14 protein-coding genes are annotated in these 17,250 nt (G+C 60.1%); 4 read left to right on the top strand and 10 right to left on the bottom strand.

Translation table 11 applies throughout. The features are described from left to right. Window positions 1–140: 140 nt before the first annotated feature. The 10 genes from INHI_RS0107305 to INHI_RS0107260 all read right to left on the bottom strand — a co-directional run bounded on the left by INHI_RS0107305 (window position 141) and on the right by INHI_RS0107260 (window position 12,092). Window positions 141–917, bottom strand: a complete 777-nt coding sequence (locus INHI_RS0107305; RefSeq protein ID WP_014880102.1) for an enoyl-CoA hydratase-related protein — start codon at window positions 915–917, stop codon at window positions 141–143. A gap of 187 nt (window positions 918–1,104) precedes the next feature. Next, window positions 1,105–1,599, bottom strand: coding sequence for a cytochrome c-type biogenesis protein (locus INHI_RS0107300; protein ID WP_027247236.1), 495 nt, complete (start codon window positions 1,597–1,599; stop codon window positions 1,105–1,107). Continuing rightward, window positions 1,596–3,560, bottom strand: a complete 1,965-nt coding sequence (locus INHI_RS0107295; RefSeq protein WP_027247235.1) for a heme lyase CcmF/NrfE family subunit — start codon at window positions 3,558–3,560, stop codon at window positions 1,596–1,598. Before INHI_RS0107295 ends, INHI_RS0107300 begins: the two co-directional genes overlap by 4 nt. A gap of 106 nt (window positions 3,561–3,666) precedes the next feature. Beyond that, the gene (locus INHI_RS0107290) at window positions 3,667–4,278 is read right to left on the bottom strand and encodes a holin family protein (protein WP_027247234.1); all 612 of its coding nucleotides are present in this window, start codon (window positions 4,276–4,278) and stop codon (window positions 3,667–3,669) included. Then, window positions 4,269–4,880, bottom strand: coding sequence for a holin-associated N-acetylmuramidase (locus INHI_RS0107285; protein WP_027247233.1), 612 nt, complete (start codon window positions 4,878–4,880; stop codon window positions 4,269–4,271). The genes INHI_RS0107290 and INHI_RS0107285 overlap by 10 nt, the downstream gene beginning before the upstream one ends. 122 nt (window positions 4,881–5,002) lie before the next feature. Beyond that, a complete protein-coding gene (ccmE, locus tag INHI_RS0107280) occupies window positions 5,003–5,446 on the bottom strand; it encodes a cytochrome c maturation protein CcmE (protein ID WP_014874804.1) in 444 nt (147 codons plus the stop codon). Between the two features lie 53 nt (window positions 5,447–5,499). Next, window positions 5,500–6,528, bottom strand: a complete 1,029-nt coding sequence (gene argC, locus INHI_RS0107275; RefSeq protein ID WP_027247232.1) for an N-acetyl-gamma-glutamyl-phosphate reductase — start codon at window positions 6,526–6,528, stop codon at window positions 5,500–5,502. Window positions 6,529–6,659: 131 nt separating this feature from the next. After that, complete coding sequence (locus INHI_RS0107270; RefSeq protein WP_014874806.1) at window positions 6,660–7,469, bottom strand: glutamate racemase; 810 nt, start codon at window positions 7,467–7,469, stop codon at window positions 6,660–6,662. Window positions 7,470–7,489: 20 nt separating this feature from the next. Next, complete coding sequence (locus INHI_RS0107265; RefSeq protein WP_051001644.1) at window positions 7,490–8,410, bottom strand: lysophospholipid acyltransferase family protein; 921 nt, start codon at window positions 8,408–8,410, stop codon at window positions 7,490–7,492. A gap of 262 nt (window positions 8,411–8,672) precedes the next feature. Further along, entirely contained in the window at window positions 8,673–12,092 is a 3,420-nt protein-coding gene (locus INHI_RS0107260; RefSeq protein ID WP_027247230.1) for an indolepyruvate ferredoxin oxidoreductase family protein, read from the bottom strand. 169 nt (window positions 12,093–12,261) lie between these two features. On the opposite strand from INHI_RS0107260, the gene INHI_RS0107255 reads away from it, so the two are divergent. From INHI_RS0107255 to INHI_RS0107240, 4 genes are all read left to right on the top strand, one after another. Beyond that, window positions 12,262–13,167, top strand: coding sequence for a LysR family transcriptional regulator (locus INHI_RS0107255; protein ID WP_027247229.1), 906 nt, complete (start codon window positions 12,262–12,264; stop codon window positions 13,165–13,167). A gap of 605 nt (window positions 13,168–13,772) precedes the next feature. Next, window positions 13,773–14,168 (top strand): CBS domain-containing protein, encoded by a 396-nt coding sequence (locus INHI_RS0107250; RefSeq protein ID WP_027247228.1) that lies wholly within the window; start codon window positions 13,773–13,775, stop codon window positions 14,166–14,168. 214 nt (window positions 14,169–14,382) lie between these two features. Then, the gene (gene purL / locus INHI_RS0107245) at window positions 14,383–16,548 is read left to right on the top strand and encodes a phosphoribosylformylglycinamidine synthase subunit PurL (protein ID WP_027247227.1); all 2,166 of its coding nucleotides are present in this window, start codon (window positions 14,383–14,385) and stop codon (window positions 16,546–16,548) included. A gap of 96 nt (window positions 16,549–16,644) precedes the next feature. Next, window positions 16,645–17,193, top strand: coding sequence for a hypothetical protein (locus INHI_RS0107240; RefSeq protein WP_014874812.1), 549 nt, complete (start codon window positions 16,645–16,647; stop codon window positions 17,191–17,193). Window positions 17,194–17,250: the final 57 nt, after the last annotated feature.

Below are 17,250 nucleotides of genomic sequence, written 5' to 3'. Positions count from 1 at the left end.
CTGGGGGTGGGATCAATTGATCTGGCCCGCCCCGGTATAGCCCGCATGAATGCCGCAAAAAGAAACCCGCCCGACCGCATAGCGGAGGGGCGGGTTTTTATATTTGCACTGTTCAATAGTCAGACGCAGATCGCGGCGGCTCAGCGGCCCTCAAACTTCGCCGGGCGTTTTTCCATGAAGGCTGTGACCCCTTCCATGAAATCGCGGGTTTTGCCGCACTGGCCTTGCAGATGTGCCTCTTCGGACAGCTGCTCCGGCAGGCTGTTGCCATAGCCATCGCGGATGGCCGTCTTGATCGCGCCAAAGGCACGGGTCGGACCGGACGCCAGATAGGCCGCGCGTGCGCGCCAATGGGCGTCGAACTCGGCGTCGGGAATGGCCTCCCAGATCATGCCCCAGTCGCTCGCCTGTTTGGCGGAAATCTTGTCTGCAAACAGCGCGGCCCCCATCGCCTTTGCCATGCCCATCTGACGCGGCATGAACCAGGTCCCCCCGGCGTCCGGCATCAGGCCAATACGGGCAAAGGCCTGCATGAAATAGGCGCTCTCCGTTGCAATCACCACATCTGCGGCCAGCGCCAGATTGGCGCCCGCGCCCGCAGCCGGGCCGTTTACGGCGGCAATGGTCGGTACCGGGCAGTTGTAGATCGCCTCCAGCATCGGGGTGTATTCATCCCGCAGCGTGCGCTCCAGATCCAGCTTGCCCTGGCTTGCCGCATCGGACAGATCCTGACCTGAGCAGAATGACACGCCGGACCCCGTCAGAACCACGGCACGGGCCTCTTTGCCGGCGCGCTGCATCGCATGGGTGATTTCCGCCCGCGTCAGACCGGTCAATGCGTTCATCTTGGCGGGGCGGTTCAGCGTCACAACGGCCAAGCCGTCTTCCAGCGAGAACAGAATTTCCTGGTAATCCATCAAAGGGCCTCGTGGTTAAAGGTTTTTCGCAGACTTGCCTATGCAAGCCCGCAGGAAAAGGCAAACGCCGCGTAACCCCGGGCTGCAAAACCACCCAGACGGTGCGCCCCTGTCGCTGTATGCCGGAGGGGTTGTAGCCCACCTGATCCGAGGCCCGCTACATCGGAATATGCTGACATCTGTGCGGTCAGTCTTTCAGGATGCGATCCAATTGCGCCCGCTCCTGCGCGCTGAGCCCCTCGGCACCGGGATCCTCCGCGCTCGGGGTGCGGCTGCGGGTGCGGATATAGCCCCCGGCCAGTATCAGCGCCAGAACCAGCATCAGCGGGCCAGCCGCGTAAAGCAGCCAGTTGGCACCACTTGCCCGAGGGCTGAGCAGCACATATTCGCCATAGCGCTCCACGATGAAATCCATCGCCTCATCATTGCTGTCACCGGCAACCAGACGCTCGCGCACAAGAAGGCGCAGATCACGGGCCAGGTCGGCGTTGCTTTCGTCGATATTCTCATTGCGGCACACCAGACAGCGCAGATCTTTGGACAGATCGCGCGCGCGGCCTTCCAGAACCGGATCGTCAAGAATTTCGTCAGGTTCAACCGCCAGCGCCGGGGTCCCGACGACAACCATCGGAGCCAGCAGCGTCAACGACAGCAACAGCCGGGCAAGAAACAGACGTCTCATTCCGCAGGCACTCCTTCATGCGGGGTGCGACGTGCCCCAGCTGCAACACGGAACCGCCGATCCGTCAGGCTCAGCAACCCTCCTAGCGCCATCAACAGACAACCGCCCCAGATCCAATTGGCCAGCGGTTTGATGTAGGTCCGCACCGTCCAGCCGCCATTGGCCTGCTGGTCGCCGATCACCACATAGAGATCCCGCAGGAACCGGTAATCGATCGCCGCCTCGGTGGTGGGCATGCGCGAAACCGGGTAGTCCCGCTTTTCCGGGTTCAACAGCGCTACGAAACGCCCGGCCCGGGTCACCTCAATATCCGCCATCGTGCTGAGGTAGTTGGGTCCCTGAACCCGGCGCACATTCTGCAATTCCAGCGTATAGGCGCCGACGTTGAAGGGGCGGTTGACCTCGGCGACACGAATGTCTTCGTCCTGCCAGGCGGTCAGCCCGGCAATGGCAAAGATCGTGACCCCCAGCCCCGCGTGGGCCAGCGCCTTGCCCCAGTCGGCGCGCGGCAGGCGCAGCAGACGCTGCCAGCGCCCGGTCGCGCTGCCCCGCAGCCAGAGGTCGGCAAAAGCCCCGACAACCACCCAGACGCCAATAAACAGCCCAATCGGCCCCAGCCCAGACCGGCCGGTCTGCATCGCCCAGGCCAGCACGCCAAGAGCAACAGCCAAGGCAAAGACAAAGCGCAGCCGCCAGGCCGTGCGTCCCAGTAGGCCGCGTTTCCACGGCAGCATCGCGCCCACCGGCAGGATCGCACCCAGCACCACCATGAAGGGAGTGAAGGCCGCGTTGAAGAACGGCGGCCCCACACTCAGCTTGCGGTCAAAGGCCATTTCAGCCACCACCGGCCACAGCGTGCCAAAGAAGACGACGAAGCAGCTCACCGCCAAGAGGATGTTATTAGCCACCAGCGCGGTTTCGCGGCTCACCAGACCAAAGACACCCTTGGCCTGCATCGCCTGTGCGCGCAGCGCAAACAACAGCAGCGCGCCACCGGTGAAAAACGCCAGAATATACAGGATAAACACCCCGCGTTCCGGGTCACTGGCAAAGGCATGAACCGAGGTCAACAGCCCGGAGCGCACGATAAATGTGCCGATCAGGGAGAAGCCAAAGGCAAGGATCGCCAGCAGGATGGTCCAGCTTTTCAACGCTTCGCGTTTTTCCACGACGATGGCGGAATGCAGCAGTGCCGCCGCCAGCAACCACGGCATGAAGGAGGCGTTTTCAACCGGATCCCAGAACCAGAACCCGCCCCAGCCTAGCTCGTAATAGGCCCACCACGACCCCAGCGCGATACCAATGGTGAGGAAGATCCAGGCCGCCAGCGTCCAGGGCCGCACCCAGCGCCCCCAGGCAGCATCCACACGGCCCTCAATCAGCGCAGCAACGGCAAAGGAAAACGCCATGCTGAGGCCGACATAGCCGAGGTAGAGAAATGGCGGATGAAACGCGAGGCCCGGATCCTGCAACAGTGGGTTCAGCCCCTGCCCGTCAAACGGCGGCACCGCAAGGCGCAGAAACGGGTTGGAGGTAAACAGGATGAAGGCAAAGAACGCGACCCCGATAGAGGCCTGCACTGCCAGCACCCGTGCCTTTAGCGTCGGCGGCAAGCCGTTGCCAAACACCGATGCAACCGCCCCGAACAGGCTGACAATCAGCACCCAGAGCAGCATCGAGCCTTCGTGATTGCCCCACGTGCCTGAGATTTTGTAAAGCATCGGCTTGGCAGAATGACTGTTGAGCGCGACCAGCCGCAGCGAGAAGTCGGAGGTGATGAACGCCCACATCAACGCCATGAAGGCGAAGCCGGTAAAGAAGAACTGCGCCTGTGCCGCAGGTTCCGCAACTGACATCCAGCCGGGCCAGCGGAAATGGGCGCCGACCAGCGGCACCACCATCTGCACGATGGCAATCACAAATGCGAGGATGAGGGCGAAGTGACCGAGTTCTGTAATCATAGCCTATCTATAGGCCGATCCGACAAGGCCGCCAATCGCAATCGGCGCGTCTTCACGCCGCAGTGTCCCCGCCCACGCGCGCCTGAAAGCGGCCGGTGCAAGCCGTTCACTTGCCCGCCTTGGATAGTTCCAGCCATTCTTCCAGTGCTGGATTTTCCATGTTGTTATCGATGGTTACATCCTGAACATTATCTCCTTCGGAAGGGGCGGCTATCACAGGCGCATCAGGTCCAGCCGCGCGCAAATCATTGATCCGGGAGACATTCGCCGCCACAGCGGGGGCCTGGGCCAGGCTGGCGGCAATCTCGCGTTGGAACCCCTGACTTTTCAACTGCTGGCGCGCGCCAAAGTAAAACGAGACAATGACCCCCAGCAACCACCACAACGGCTCTGGCACCAATGCCAACCCCTGCATCCGGGCGGCAAACCACAAGGGGTCCACCATCGCCGAGCCCAGAAGCGCCAGCGTTGACAGCGCCAGCAAGGGCCGTGGCAGGCGGTTCACCCCATCCATCCAGCGATCAAACCGGCTGACGGGGCCGAGCCCTGTCTGACTACGGGCGAATTCTGCTGTAAACTGCGCCAACGCGTCCGCCCGGCTGGTGTGATCCCGTATCGCGCCGGCTTCCGCGTTTTCGCGAAATACCTCCAGCGTCTCGGCAACCACATTGCGCTCCCGCCCGAACAGCCCGCGCAGCACATCTGCGATCAACCCCATGCCGCCACCCGCGCCTGAAACTCAGCCTCACTCAGATGGTACTGCGGCGAGACGAAGCTCTCGGCCCGCAGGATCCAGCCCCCCTTGCCGCCTTTGCGGGTGCGGGCGTATTTGCGGCTGGCGCGACGGCGATCTGCGATGCGGAAGTAATAGTTGCGCCGGGCCACGCCATAGGCATCGCGCAGCGCAACCCGCCCGATCTTGGCCGCCTTACGGGCCGCGCCCGCCGTTTGCGGACCGATCCGACCATCTACAGCAACCTGATATCCCATCTGCACCAACAGCCGTTGCAGGATCCGCACCGCATTGGCGCCGGCGTTGACATACATATCGAAGACCGACGGGTGCAGGACCTCTGGCAATGCGGCGATCCGGGGGGTATTGAAGTAGTGCCGGATATAAAGCTCAGCCGCTTGGTCCACGCTGACCGCTGCCACATCTGCCCTGTCGATGCGCCCGTCACCAGTCAGGTCCATATCAAACCGTTGCAAGGTGCCAAGCGTCACCCCGTGGTTCGTCGCCCCGCCCGGATCATCCGGGTCATCAACATAGCCACCTTCGCGGGCGACGATTTCGTGAGCAATGGCTTTGATGTCTTGCATGTGTCTGTCCCTTTGGTTGGTTCGGGACATCAGCATGACAACAAAGAATGAGCGCACCCGGACCTGAGCGCACGCTGAGGGCGCAACACCCCTCAGGGTGCGCCCTGTAACAGGGGCGAAATTTAGGTATCGGGTTCCTGATAAACGCCCTGCTCTTTCAGCGCGTCCATAACCTCTTTCGGCATGTATGTTTCATCATGTTTGGCAAGAATTTCAGAGGCTTCAAAGGTGCCGTTAATGTATCGACCGGTCCCGACCATACCCTGGTTTTCAGAAAAGAGATCGGGCAGAACCCCAGTGTAAGCCACCGGGACCGACGCCCCGCCATCTGTCACAACAAAGCGGACGGTTTCCCCCTGTCCGCGCATGATGCTGCCTTCCTCCACCAGACCGCCGATACGAAACACCTCACTGGCCTCTGGCGGCTGTTCCATCACCTGGCTGGGCGAGCGGAAGAAATTGATGCCGTCCCGCATGGCATAGCCGATCAGCGCCGTGGCCACCACCAATGCCACAGTGGTGAGTGCGATGATCTGGATGCGGCGCTGTTTTTTCAGTGACTTCATCGCGGCCTCTTTAGGTGTGGGTCCGGCGCATGTTGCGCCAGACCTTTGGGTCGTTAGGGGAACAGCGGCGCCATCATCAGCCCGGTTGTCTCCTCCTCACCTAACATCAGGTTGGCATTCTGCAAGGCCTGACCGCTGCTACCTTTTGTCAGGTTATCCAATGCAGCGATGACGATGGTACGGCCTTCGATCCGGTCCGCCGCTACCCCAATGTGGCAGAAGTTCGAGCCGCGGATATGCCGGGTTGAGGGCGCCTCGCCAAACGGCAGCAGCTCGATGAACGGCTCATCCGCATAGGCCGTCGCAAGGGTCTGATGGATCGTTTGCGCATCGCCTTTCACATAGACGGTGGCAAGAATCCCGCGATTGGCAGGCACCAGATGCGGGGTAAACTGTACCTTGACCGGGCGACCGGCAATCTTGCTGAATTCCTGATCGAATTCCCCCAGATGCCGATGGGTGCCGCCAACGGCATAGCCGTGATAGCCCTCGCTCAGCTCCGCGTGCAGCAGGTTTTCCTTGAGACTGCGACCCGCGCCGGAGACCGCGCATTTAAGATCCAGAATAATCTCATCAAGATCAATCACCCCGGATGCGATCAGCGGACGCAGGGCAAACTGGCCCGTGGCGGCGTTGCAGCCAGTGCCCGCCACCAGACGCGCGGATTTGATTTCCTCGCGGTAAAACTCGCTAAGGCCATAGACCGCCTCTTTCTGCTGGGCGAGGGCCGCATGTGGGTTGCCATACCATTTTTCATACTCATCCGGATCACGCAGCCGGAAGTCCGCAGACAGATCGACGATCTTCAGATCCTGCGGCAACGCCGCGATGACCTCCTGGCTGGTCTTATGCGGCAGGGCACAGAAACACAGGTCGATACCGGTGAAATCAATCTCACCAATCTTGCACAGCACCGGCAGCTCCAGATGGCGCAGGTGCGGGAACACCTGGGCCATGGTCATACCGGCCTTACGTTCTGCGGACAGTGCCGCGATCTCAATCGTGGGGTGCTGGGAAATCAACCGCACCAGTTCAGCGCCGGTGTAACCGGAGGCGCCAAGAATAGCTACTTTATGGGTCATCAGGGACCTCTTTCGTGACTGGGGTAGAACCGAGACACCGCATCAGGGACGCGGCAGCAATAGCTGATAACGGCACTGGAGGAATTGTCGCAGATCAAACTTCACGCGTGAAGCTGCTGCACCAATATCGGTCAGGCCGCCTGAAAGATCATCTCTCGTCGCAAGAACTGCGTGGCGCGGTCGCTGACACGGGCCGGTACGCCGGTGGTGTAGAACCCACCCTGCCCCTGCCCCATCATCTGCGGGTGACGCTCAAGGTAATCGGCCAGACTATCGGCGACCAATCTGCCCTGACTAAACACCTGCACATCAGCGCCCAGTGCGGCCTGAAAGATCTCTTCCATCAGCGGATAATGGGTACAGCCAAGGATCGCGGCCTGCGGCTCCGGCATCTTGCGTTTCAACGCATCCACATGGCTGCGCACCAGCGCCTCGGCGAGGATCATGTCCCCGTCTTCGATGGCATCCACAACACCCCCACAGGCCTGCGCCTCGACGTCTACACCAATGGCGCGGAACGCCAGTTCGCGTTGGAACGCCCGGCTGGACACCGTGGCGGGTGTCGCGAACAGGGCCACATGTTTGACAGCCACCTCGCGCGGCGGGGAATTGTCGCCCCATTGGCGTTCGGTCAGCGCCTCAATCAGCGGCACAAAGACGCCCAGCACCCGCTTACCCTCGGGCAGACCGTCCTCTTGCATGCGGCGCAGTGCGGCAGCAGAAGCGGTATTGCAGGCCAGGACCACAAGATTGCAGCCCTTGGACCACATGTCCTCAACCGCCGCCTTGGTCAGTTGATAAATATCTTCGGCATCGCGTACACCATAGGGTGCATGCGCGTTGTCTCCGTAGTAGAGGAAGTCCACATCCGGGAGCCGCTCTTGCACGGCATTCAGCACGGTCAGCCCGCCAAGGCCGGAATCAAAGATACCTACAGCCATCTGTCTCTCTCGCTGTGCGCTCAGGCGCGGTGTTTCTCCTCGAACTCATACCCGTAGTCATAGGATTTGAGTGGCGTCGGAGACAGCTCATACGTGGCTTTGCGCAGGAAATCCATCATTGCTTTTGCGTCACCTGCCAGCGGGTCCAGCACATCGCGCAGGATCGGCGCACCGATGGAGACGCGCACCGGCGTATCAACGCGTTTGCGAAACTCCTTGATTAACAGGCCCATACGCAACGTCGGGTGCAAATGACTGGCCATCTGGAACAGCCGGGAGGTATGCCCGTCAAAGTAGATCGGCACCACAACCGCACGGGATTTGGCAATCATCCGCGCTGTAAAGCCGCGCCACATCGGGTCCATCGGCGGCATCCTTGGCCGCAGAAAAGGCCGCGCGGCGGTCGACACGGTGCCCCCCGGAAAGATACCGATTGCACCGCCCTGCCCCAGATACTCCAATGCGGTCTTGCGCGTCTCAAGATTAGTTTTCAGCGCCGCTTTGGTTTCGGCAAAATCAATCGGCAGGATGACGCGGGAAAGATCATCAGCCTTGCGAAACACCTGATGGGCCAGAATACGGAAATCACCGCGCGCCTCTGACAGGATATGCCCTAGCATCAACCCGTCGAGAATGCCGTAAGGGTGATTGGCGATCACCACCACAGGCTGATCTTGGGGGATATTGGCAAGCGCGCCGCCCACCACCTCCAGCTGAAGACCATAGCGGTCGCGCATCACGCTCCAGAAGCTTTGCCCGGCGGCGACATCTGCCTCATACCCTTCGGCGCGTTTGATCAGCTGCAAACGCCCGGTTGCGTTCTCCATCACCCGGATCATTGCGCGTCCGGGCCGGGTCTGGGCGGAATGCGCATAAGAGAGATCACGCGCGCTGCGCATCGCCTCACGTCGTGATCCGTTTTCCCTAGGAGAACTGTTCATGTTACCGGGCGTGCTGCGGGTGGGAAACATGGGATGGGCCTCGTGATCTCAGTCGCGGTCTGACGTAGGGGCAGCCTCGCTGCCTCCTCCGGCTATAGAGCCGGTATCCTAGTTTGCACAACCGAGGTAACAGGCACACGACAGCCCACCCGCCATCCTGTGTCTTTTGGGTCCTACGCGATGGACCAAGCAGAAAAACGCCCCGGTAAACCGGAGCGTTCTTTGGTGTGTAATCAACTGCGCCCCAGGACAATGCAGTCGATTACTCTGCAGCGGTCTTCAATTCGGTGCCGCCATGACGCAATGCGGCCAGCAGCTCCTCGCGGCGTTTGGCGGCCTTTGCCTCATTGGCCTGTTTCACCGGACCAAACCCCCGGATCTCCAATGGCAATTCCGCCAGCGCAATCAGCGGCGCCATGATCTCAGGCGATGCCTTGGGCAGCCATGCCTTCATGTCGGCCTCGTATTGGCTGATCAACGCCCGCTCCATCTTGCGCTCGGCGGTATAGCCGAACACATCCAACGGCGTGCCGCGCAGGCCTTTGAACTTAGCCAACAGACGCAATCCGCGCTCCAGACCGGGGCCGAATTTCCGCTTCTTTGGCCGCCCGTCAGGATCCTTACCGGTCAGCATTGGTGGGGCGAGATTATAAGAGATCTTCAGATCACCCTCGAACTCTGCCTCGGCCTTCTCCCGGCTGGACAGCAACAGGCGCGCGACCTCGTATTCATCCTTATAGGCCAGCAGCTTGTGATAGCCCTTGGCCACCGCTTCCTTCAGTGCCTTGTCAGAAATGCCGTCCAGCATCTTGCCATAGCGTTTGGCCAGACGCGGGCCTTGGTAGTCCACCAGCTGCGCACTGCGGAAGGCAATCTGCTCCTCAAGCGATTTCGGCAGCTCCACCACATTGGGCGCGATCAGTTTCTGCACCTCCTGCGGATATAGCACCGCCCAGCGACCGATATCAAAGGCGCGTAAATTGCGTTCAACAGCAGCCCCATTGAGCGTGATCGCCTCCTGAATGGCCTCCAGGCTGATCGGCAACAAACCACGCTGCCAGGCTGCGCCAAAGATCATCATGTTGGAAAAGATCGAGTCGCCCATGCTGGCCCGCGCCAGATCGGAGGCATCAAACAGATCCAGACGATCCCGCAGCCGGGCCTCCAGTGCGACCTGAAGGCGGTCAGTAGGCAGTTGGAAATTCGTATCGCGGGTGAAATCACCAGTGATGATTTCATGGCTGTTCACCACCGCACCGGTCTTGCCGGTTTTCATCAACCCGATGGTTTTCGCCCCGGCCGAGACCACCAGATCGCCGCCAATCAGCGCATGCGCTTCGCCAGTGGCGACACGGATGGCACTGATGTCCTCGGGCTTGTTGGCGATCCGGCAGTGGATATGCACGGCGCCGCCCTTTTGGGCGAGACCGGCCATTTCCATCATGCCGGCACCCTTGCCATCAATCTGCGCGGCCTGTGCAAGCACCGCGCCGATGGTGACAACGCCGGTACCGCCAACACCTGTGATCACCACATTATGAGTGCCGTTGATGCTCGGCAGCTCTGGCTTGGGCAGGTCCGGCAGGTCCAGTGCGGCGGTCGGCTCCTTGCGGATCTTGGCACCTTCGATGGTCAGGAAGGACGGGCAGAAGCCTTTGACACAGCTGAAATCCTTGTTGCAGGACGATTGATCAATGGCGCGTTTACGGCCCAGCTCCGTTTCCTTCGGCACGATGGAGACGCAGTTCGATTGCACGCCGCAATCACCGCAGCCTTCGCAGACATCTGAGTTGATGAACACACGCTGGTCGGGATCCGGGAACAGGCCCTTCTTGCGGCGGCGGCGTTTTTCGGCGGCGCAGGTCTGGATATAGATGATGGCAGAGACGCCTTCGACCGTTTCCATTTCCTTTTGCACCGCCATCAGCTCGGCCCGCTCATGCATCCGCATGCCAGCCGGGAACAGCTTCGCGTCAACGTCTTCTTTCTCGTCATAAACCACAGCGATGGTCTTCATGCCCATCGCGGTCAGCTCATGCGCGATCTGATGCGCGGTCAGACCACCTTCGGCCTCTTGTCCGCCGGTCATGGCGACGGCGTCATTATAGAGGATCTTGAAGGTGATATTCGTCCCTTCGGCCAGCGCCGCCCGGATCGCCTGCACGCCGGAATGGTTGTAAGTGCCATCGCCGAGGTTCTGGAACACGTGTTTGCGGTTGGAAAACGGCGCCTCACCGACCCAGTTCACGCCTTCGCCGCCCATATGGGTGAACCCGGTGGTTTCGCGATCCATCCACTGCACCATAAAGTGACAGCCGATGCCCGCATAGGCGCGGCTGCCGTCGGGCAGCTTGGTCGAGGAGTTATGCGGGCAGCCCGAACAGAAATACGGCAGACGGGCGGCGATCTCTTCGGCGTTGTCGGCGCGTTTGGCATCATCCAGCGCGGTCAGCCCGGCGCGGATCGCCTCCGTTTCGCGCCCCTCTTCGATCAGGATCTGACCAAGTTTTTCGGCGATCATGATCGGGTCTAGCGCGTATTTGGTCGGGAACAGCTCTTCGCGGTGCATCGCACCCGCGCCGCCCTTGTACCAGCCGTAGACGCGGCGGCCCTGACGGTCGTCAAAAATAGCTTCCTTGATCTGGATCTCGATCAGCTTTCGCTTTTCTTCGACCACCACGATCAGATCCAGCCCTTCGGCCCAGTCGTTGAAGCCCTTCATATCCAGCGGCCAGGTCTGGCCGACCTTATAGGTGGTGATGCCCAAACGTTCGGCCATGGTCTCGTCGATATTCAGCAGCGACATGGCATGGACCAGATCCAGCCAGTTCTTGCCCGCCGCAACAAAACCGATCTTGGCACCGGGTTTGCCCCACATGCGCTTGTCCATCTTGTTGGCGTGGCTGAACGCCTCCGCTGCAAAGCGCTTGTAGTCGATGATGCGGTTTTCCTGGCGGAACCGGTCATCATCCAGACGAATGTTCAGCCCGTCGGCAGGCATGTCGAACTCCGGCGTGACCAACTTCATCCGGTCGGGGTCACCATCGACGACGGATGTGACCTCAATCGTGTCTTTCATCGTTTTCAGCCCGACCCACAGACCGGAAAACCGGCTCAGTGCCAGACCATAAGCACCGTAATCCAGGATTTCCTGCACGCCAGCCGGGCTGACAATGGGCAGGTAACAATCCATCAGCGACCATTCCGACTGGTGCAGCACGGTGGAGCTTTCGCCGGTGTGATCATCCCCCATCGCAACCAAAACGCCGCCGTGTTTGGACGAGCCGGCCATATTGGCGTGACGGATCGCATCGCCTGAGCGGTCCACCCCCGGCCCCTTGCCGTACCAGAGCCCAAAGACACCGTCGTATTTGCCCTCGCCGCGCACCTCGGCCTGCTGCGCGCCCCACAGGGCAGTCACGGCGAGGTCTTCGTTCAGACCAAACTGAAAGGTAACATCGCTGGCAGTCAGATGTTTTTCCGCCCGCTTCATCTGCATATCAACCGCGCCAAGGGGCGAACCGCGATAGCCCGTGACCAGACCAGCGGTGTTAAGGCCTGCAGCCTTATCGCGATGTTTCTGCATCAGCATCAGACGCACCAGCGCCTGCGTGCCGTTCAGCATTACTTGAGATTTTGTCAGATCAAATTTGTCGTTCAGAGAAATTTTCTGCGTGCTCATCCTGGGCCTCCCCAACCTCGATTAGCTTGCACTTCTTGGCATCATATTAGGTCATAAATACTGACCTGTATACTGTTTTTTGCCGGAATATGTTTCTGACCGCCCTATCAAATTGAAAGTTTCGATACATTTCATATAGGCTGCAACAGAGGCATCGAAAGTGACGGGTATGGATTGGGATAAGCTTAGAATATTTCACGCGGTGGCGGACGCAGGCAGTCTGACCCACGCAGGCGACAAGCTGAACTTGTCGCAATCGGCGGTCAGCCGACAGATTCGCGCATTGGAAGAGAGCCTGAGTTCGACACTGTTTCACCGCCACGCGCGGGGGTTGATTCTGACCGAACAGGGCGAGCTGTTGTTTGACGCCACCAAATCGATGTCAAAACGGCTGGAGGCCGCCTCCGCCCGCATCCGCGACAGCGAAGAAGAAGTGTTCGGAGAGCTGCGCGTCACCACCACCTTTGGCTTTGGTACCCTGTGGCTGGCGCCGCGCCTGACCAAGCTTTATGAGCAATACCCGGACCTGAAGATTGATCTGATGCTGGAAGAGCGCGTGCTGGACCTGCCCATGCGCGAGGCGGATGTGGCCATCCGTATGAAGGAACCCAGCCAGGCGGATCTGATCCGCAAGCGTCTGATGACCGTGCAGATGAAACTATATGCCTCACGCGCCTACGTCGAACGCAACGGCGCACCGGAACAGGCGGAGGATATTGTCGATCACCGGCTGATCTGCCAGAACCCTCGCTCCGCTCAGGTCGGCTCGGCTGCCGTTCTGGTGCAGAAACTGATGACCCATAACCCGTCCTCCCTGCTGACAGTGAACAACTACTTTGGTGTGCTACAGGGCGTGATCCATGATCTGGGCATCGGGGTGTTGCCGGATTACGTGACCGAGGACTTCCCTGATCTTGTGCCAGTCCTGCAGGAAGAGGACACCAGCGACGTGCCGGTCTATCTCGCCTACCCGGAAGAATTGCGCCATTCCCGGCGGATTTCCGCATTCCGGGACTTCGTCCAGAATGAGATTATTGCACATCGCAAGCACATGAAAGAACTGGGCAAAATCTGACATTCAGAGAGCCATGCAAAAAATGCATGGCGGCCTTGTCATTTTCCCAGTCTGATTGCTCTTGATCGGGGCGCATCACACCCCTAAATCACATCTCGAAGGCAGCGACATTGTCGTCCTTCATACCTCCCTGTTGGACTTCGGCCGAGCTTAGTGCTCGGCCTTTTTTTTGGCCGATACCCGCTCCATGCCTCTGGCAGGTCTGGCGATATAGGCAGGTCTGGCGATATCGGCACCTGCAAGGTCACAGCCATCCTTGCCACCGTCAACCAGCAGATCCCGCCTTGACCGGCCTTCGTGTACGATCCGAACGCAACTGCTGCAAATTTCAGCGCTATTGCCGGATTTATCACCCCTCCGCATGCAGATATCGCTTGCACCGACAGGAAAACTACCGCCCCTGCGATTTTCACGGCACATGATTTCCCGAAGTATTCCGATCCGAGTTAACTCATCCCTATCAATGGGTTGAACAATGATAATTCGGTTGATCACCGCATAAAAACCGATCCTATTTGAAAAAAGTCAGGAACCTTCGACGGAGCCGTCCCGTTGAGTAGCCAGATCGTAAGCAAACGACATAACTGACTTGAAGGAGAGCAAATATGCTTCGCATGACCTCTATCGCCGCCCTGATCGCAATGACCGGCGCCGCAAGCGCTGAAGTGCTAACCGAAAACGCCACCCCGAATGACGCGGGCGAGACCTTCCTTGAGGAAAATATCGAATTCATGGGCGCCCCGGTGGTTGACGTTAACGGCGTGTTCCTGGGCAAGGTTGTCGAGGTCGGCACCGAGCCGGGCCCAGATCGCAAGATCCTGGTGGAATTCCGCGACAGCTTCTCCGACAAGCTGAGCGGCCTGCGCTTCAACCTTGATGGCATGTGGGAAACCGACGGCGTGTTGCGCATGGGTCAGACCACTGGCGAGCTGCGCACCATGCTGGAGACCTACGCCAGCGAAAATCCGGACAAGCTCACCGACGGATCCGTCTTGAACTAAACGGTATCGCCGACAGCTATCGCCTCCGCTCCTCGCGGGGCCGGGGATCACCTATGGGTCAGAGCCGTATCGGCTCTGGCCCTTCTCCTTGTCTGGCCACCCACATTTATACAGCGCACTGCGGCGCCAGCTGTCACCTTGCGCTTTTTCCTTCCCCCTTGGCCCTCCTTGCCCTAAAAGGCGCGCAATCGCAGCCATTGGGGACGTTACACGGATGCAAGAACCCGCCATCACGCCTGAACTGATTGCCAACCACGGGTTGAAGCCCGAGGAATACGATCTGATCCTCGAAATCATCGGGCGGGAGCCAACATTCACGGAGCTGGGCATTTTCTCAGCCATGTGGAATGAGCACTGTTCTTATAAATCCTCTAAAAAATGGCTCCGCACCCTGCCGACCGAAGGCCCGCAGGTAATCTGTGGCCCCGGCGAAAACGCAGGGATCGTGGATATCGGCGACGGCGATGCCGTGGTGTTCAAGATGGAAAGCCACAACCACCCCTCCTACATCGAGCCTTATCAGGGCGCAGCAACCGGGGTTGGCGGCATCTTGCGCGACGTCTTCACCATGGGCGCGCGGCCCATCGCGTCGATGAATGCGCTGTCCTTTGGCGAGCCGTCCCACCACAAGACCCGCCAGCTGGTGAATGGCGTTGTTGAGGGCATTGGCGGCTACGGCAACTGCTTTGGCGTGCCATGCGTCGGCGGCGAAGTCCGCTTTCACCCGGCGTACAATGGCAACTGCCTTGTGAACGCCTTTGCGGCCGGCCTCGCCAAAACAGACAGCATTTTCTACTCCGCCGCCTCGGGTGTTGGCATGCCGGTTGTCTATCTCGGTGCGAAAACCGGACGCGACGGGGTTGGCGGTGCTACCATGGCCTCTGCCGAATTCGATGACACCATCGAGGAAAAACGCCCTACCGTTCAGGTTGGCGACCCCTTCACCGAAAAACGCCTGATGGAAGCCACGCTGGAGCTGATGCAGACCGGCGCTGTGATCTCGATCCAGGACATGGGGGCGGCTGGCCTCACCTGTTCTGCAGTCGAGATGGGCGACAAGGGCAAGCTGGGCGTTAAACTGAACCTCGAAGACGTTCCGCAGCGCGAAGAGAATATGACAGCCTATGAAATGATGCTGTCGGAATCTCAGGAACGCATGCTGATGGTGCTGAAGCCTGAACTGGAAGCCGAAGCGCGCGCCGTATTCGAAAAATGGGATCTCGATTTCGCCATCGTCGGCGAGACCATCGCAGAAGATCGCTTCCTCATCCTGCACAATGGTGAAGTGAAGGCGGATCTGGTGCTGTCGAAACTGGCCTCTACCGCGCCGGAATACGACCGTCCCTGGGTACTGACACCGGCAGCTGAGCCGCTCACGGACGCCGATGTGCCCACAATCGACCCCATTGATGGTCTCAAGGCGCTGATCTCCAGCCCCAACTACGCAGGCAAACAGTGGGTTTATGAACAATACGACACCACGGTGATGGGCGACACCGCCCGCCGCCCCGGCGCAGGCTCTGGCATCGTGCGTGTGCATGGCACCGACAAACAGCTGGCGTTCACTTCGGACGTGACGCCGCGCTATGTCATGGCAAACCCCTATGAGGGCGGCAAACAGGCCGTGGCCGAAGCCTACCGCAACCTGACAGCTGTGGGCGCTAAGCCGCTGGCAACAACAGATAACCTGAACTTCGGCAACCCAGAAAAACCCGAAATCATGGGTCAGTTCGTCGGCGCCATCAAAGGCATCGGCGAGGCGGTGGCCGCCCTTGATATGCCGATCGTGTCCGGCAACGTCTCACTTTATAACGAAACCGATGGCAAGGGCATCCTGCCCACACCAACCATTGGCGCCGTTGGCCTGATCGCTGCCGACGAAGAGGCCATCACCGGCGAAGTGCGCGACGGCCATATCGCCCTTCTGATCGGTGACACCATCGGCCATCTTGGTCAATCAGCCCTGCTGGCGGAGGTCTTCAACCGCGAGGACGGCGACGCCCCGGCAGTGGATCTGGAAGCAGAGAAGCGCAACGGTGAGTTCATCCGCGCCAACCGTGAGCTGATCAAAGCCTGCACCGACCTCGGTGACGGCGGTCTGGCAATGGCAGCCTTTGAACTCGCCGAAGGCGCTGGTGTTGGCGTCCAGATCGACGCAGGCGACACCCCGACTGTGTTTGGCGAGGATCAGGCGCGCTACCTCGTGGCCTGCAACTTCGATCAGGCCGAGGCCCTGATGATGGCTGCGGGTCAGGCCGGTGTCACGGTCACCAGCGTCGGAAAATTCGGCGGCGAGATGGTGAAAATCGGCGGCTCCGAAGCGCCTCTGGCCGAACTGGCAGACATCTTCCGCAGCAGCTTCGCTGCCGCTGTGGCCTAAAGACAGTCAGCGTTGGGGCTGCGTCCTCAACGACAGGATACCGGGTGGGATGGCGGCGTCATCCCACCCTTTTTTTGACCTCTCTCAGGTGACCGCATGCCCCTGCCCGGCAAGTCAGCACAGATCGACCTCCCCGAACTGACAGCAGATTGCAGCCGCTGCGCCGCGCTCTGCTGTGTGGCCTACCCGTTTCAGGCGGATGAGGATTTCGCGATCCTGAAGGAGACGGACCACCCGTGCCCCAACCTCTCGCAATCCTGTTTCAGCTGCACCATCCACGCCAATCTGAATACCCGGGGTTTTGGCGGCTGTATCGCCTATTCCTGCGCCGGCGCCGGGCAGCGGGTGACAGAGGTGCTGTTTCAGGGCGAGACATGGCGCGACGACCCTGACCTTCTGCCCCATATGACCTACGCCCTGCGTGTCCTGCGCCCCATCCATGAGGCGCTGCTGATCTTGCAGGAGGCCGCCGCCCTGACACTGCCGGACGAGCTGCGGGCACAACTGGCCCGCCTGAGTGAGACCCTTGCCGTGCGCGATGGCACCTCGATCTGGGATTTTGAGGAACCGGAGGTTCAGGACGCTCTGGCGCAGGTTCCTGAGTTCGTGCCGCGCCTTGCCCCCTATGTGGTGCCACGCGGCTAATCCGCCTTGCAGAGGTCCCTGCAGCACCCTACATTTTCAATAAGCTAGAAATAAGGA

Origin of the sequence: Phaeobacter inhibens DSM 16374 (assembly GCF_000473105.1) — a bacterium.
Classification (GTDB): Bacteria; Pseudomonadota; Alphaproteobacteria; order Rhodobacterales; family Rhodobacteraceae; genus Phaeobacter; species Phaeobacter inhibens.
The sequence above is the reverse complement of the archived record's forward strand: the minus strand, read 5'-3'. Positions and strand labels throughout refer to the sequence as shown.

Coding starts and splice junctions, on each gene's coding strand:
- INHI_RS0107305 (WP_014880102.1), bottom strand. CDS start 917: ATGGATTACCAGGAAATTCTGTTCTCGCTGGAAGACGGCTTGGCCGTT.
- INHI_RS0107300 (WP_027247236.1), bottom strand. CDS start 1,599: ATGAGACGTCTGTTTCTTGCCCGGCTGTTGCTGTCGTTGACGCTGCTG.
- INHI_RS0107295 (WP_027247235.1), bottom strand. CDS start 3,560: ATGATTACAGAACTCGGTCACTTCGCCCTCATCCTCGCATTTGTGATT.
- INHI_RS0107290 (WP_027247234.1), bottom strand. CDS start 4,278: ATGGGGTTGATCGCAGATGTGCTGCGCGGGCTGTTCGGGCGGGAGCGC.
- INHI_RS0107285 (WP_027247233.1), bottom strand. CDS start 4,880: ATGCAAGACATCAAAGCCATTGCTCACGAAATCGTCGCCCGCGAAGGT.
- ccmE (WP_014874804.1), bottom strand. CDS start 5,446: ATGAAGTCACTGAAAAAACAGCGCCGCATCCAGATCATCGCACTCACC.
- argC (WP_027247232.1), bottom strand. CDS start 6,528: ATGACCCATAAAGTAGCTATTCTTGGCGCCTCCGGTTACACCGGCGCT.
- INHI_RS0107270 (WP_014874806.1), bottom strand. CDS start 7,469: ATGGCTGTAGGTATCTTTGATTCCGGCCTTGGCGGGCTGACCGTGCTG.
- INHI_RS0107265 (WP_051001644.1), bottom strand. CDS start 8,410: ATGAACAGTTCTCCTAGGGAAAACGGATCACGACGTGAGGCGATGCGC.
- INHI_RS0107260 (WP_027247230.1), bottom strand. CDS start 12,092: ATGAGCACGCAGAAAATTTCTCTGAACGACAAATTTGATCTGACAAAA.
- INHI_RS0107255 (WP_027247229.1), top strand. CDS start 12,262: ATGGATTGGGATAAGCTTAGAATATTTCACGCGGTGGCGGACGCAGGC.
- INHI_RS0107250 (WP_027247228.1), top strand. CDS start 13,773: ATGCTTCGCATGACCTCTATCGCCGCCCTGATCGCAATGACCGGCGCC.
- purL (WP_027247227.1), top strand. CDS start 14,383: ATGCAAGAACCCGCCATCACGCCTGAACTGATTGCCAACCACGGGTTG.
- INHI_RS0107240 (WP_014874812.1), top strand. CDS start 16,645: ATGCCCCTGCCCGGCAAGTCAGCACAGATCGACCTCCCCGAACTGACA.